The 1953-nt window shown below is 26.2% G+C and carries 3 protein-coding genes; all 3 read left to right on the top strand.

The genetic code is table 11. From position 1 onward, the window contains the following. Window positions 1-205 precede the first annotated feature (205 nt). Window positions 206-832 (top strand): endonuclease/exonuclease/phosphatase family protein, encoded by a 627-nt coding sequence (locus J7G74_RS16105; RefSeq protein ID WP_297137243.1) that lies wholly within the window; start codon window positions 206-208, stop codon window positions 830-832. Between the two features lie 67 nt (window positions 833-899). Beyond that, window positions 900-1226 carry a hypothetical protein gene (locus J7G74_RS16110; RefSeq protein WP_297137244.1) on the top strand — a complete coding sequence of 109 codons (327 nt, stop codon included), beginning with the start codon at window positions 900-902 and terminating at the stop codon, window positions 1224-1226. Window positions 1227-1387: 161 nt separating this feature from the next. After that, the coding region (locus J7G74_RS16115; protein WP_297137247.1) for a branched-chain amino acid transport system II carrier protein at window positions 1388-1953 on the top strand (566 nt) is incomplete at its 3' end.

Consider the following 1953-nt stretch of genomic DNA (forward strand, 5'->3'; position numbering starts at 1 on the left):
GATGAACCCCTTAGAAGTTTATTATTTTTTTACATGAATAAGAATACTTTTATCATCCTAGGAATTATATTTTATTTGATTTTGGGTAAACTATAGATTTCATGTAATAGATTTTAAATTAAATTAGGATAATTTTTAGTATAAATGAATATTAATCTGTAATAGAGAGTAGTTATAGAGAATAATTATTTAGGAGTGATAATCTTTGAAAATAGTAACATATAATATTCACAAAGGTATGGATAAAAATAATAAAATAACCTTGCTTAGAATAATAAAATATCTAAGGTCTTTAGATGCAGATGTAATATGTTTACAAGAAGTTTTATATTATCAATATAAAATAATGAAAATATTTTTAAATATGAATGGCTCATTTGCTATGAATGTAAATAGAAAAAATTTAAAGTTTGGTATATGTACTTTCTGTAAATATGAATTATTAGAATATAGACATATCTTACTACCTAGCAAAAAAGAGCAGAGAGGTTTTCTTAATATACGAACAAAGACAATTGAAAATGATGAAATAAATATAATTAATACTCACTTAGGGTTAGATAATTTAGAGAGGAAAGAGCAGATAATTGAGATTTTAAAATTTTCAAACTCGCTATCAGAAGATACTATTATTTGTGGAGACTTTAATGAAAATAATATAAGTATGAATTTATATTATGATATTGCTGTTAATTTAAATAAGATGGAGATACCTACTTTCAATGAATCTAGGATTGACTATATTTTTTTTAGTGGAAATTTAGTTCCTAAAGAATATAATGTAGGTAATGTTAATTATTCAGATCATTTTCCTGTAATAGCAATAATTTAATAAGAAATTATTTTAAATATAGATAAGATTTAGTATATACTTATATATTTTAGAATGGGGGAAAAGTATGAGTAATAATGGAAACTTATTGCAAATTATATTTGATTGTGTGTGGGGAGTAGGAGAAAATATATATAAATTATTTCAAAAACGTAAAGAACCTGTGGAAGCTCCTCTAGATATTTTTTTCAAAAAGGCTGGGTTATGTAATAGAGATCAGGAATATCCAAAAGTTATTGAAACTATAGTTAATAATGATGAACATATGTATAAGTTATCTTGTCCTATTGGTATTGGCAAAAGAGATTTTGAAAAATATGAAGATGCATTAGAAGCATATCTTGGCAAAAAAATATATATAGAGTTATCGAGAGGGTTTATATATATTAAATAGTTAAAATATTATATATTTACAAGGTTATTAGGAATAATTGTGAAGGATTCTTCAAAATAAAGTCGAAATTTACAGAAAATTAAAAATTTTATTGACTGTTTGTTTGAACCTCATATATAATGGGTATACAAATAATAATTTAGGGAAATGAGGAGGACAACATGAATAAATCAACTAAAGATATGATAGTGATGGGATTTGCTTTATTTGCTATGTTCTTTGGAGCAGGTAATTTACTTTTCCCACCATTTTTAGGACTTATAACAGGACAAGATTGGATAACTGGGTTTACAGGATTTATATTAGCAGACGTAGGGCTATCATTATTAGCAATACTTGCGGTAGCAAGATGTAATGGTGAAGTAGGGAGAGTATTCTCTAGAGCAGGAGAAAAATTTTCAGTAGTACTAGGTGTTGCTATCATGATATGCTTAGGGCCACTTCTTGCTATACCAAGAACAGCGGCTACTACTTTTGAAATGGGTGTACAGCCATTATTTAGTAACTTTAATTCAGTAATATTTTCAATAATATTCTTTGGATTAACATTAGCATTAACAATAAAACCATCTAAGGTTGTTGATATAATAGGTTCTTATTTAACACCAGCATTATTAATAGCATTAATAGCATTAATTGTAATAGGTGTATTAAATCCATTAGGAACAATAGAACCATCAAGAATAAGTGGAGTATTCTCAGAAGGTATATACCAAGGATACCAAAC

Source organism: Terrisporobacter sp. (assembly GCF_017888745.1).
Lineage (GTDB): Bacteria > Bacillota > Clostridia > Peptostreptococcales > Peptostreptococcaceae > Terrisporobacter.

Bases quoted from the DNA above. Each gene is read 5' to 3' on its own strand.
- J7G74_RS16110 (WP_297137244.1), top strand. From the start codon at position 900: ATGAGTAATAATGGAAACTTATTGCAAATTATATTTGATTGTGTGTGG.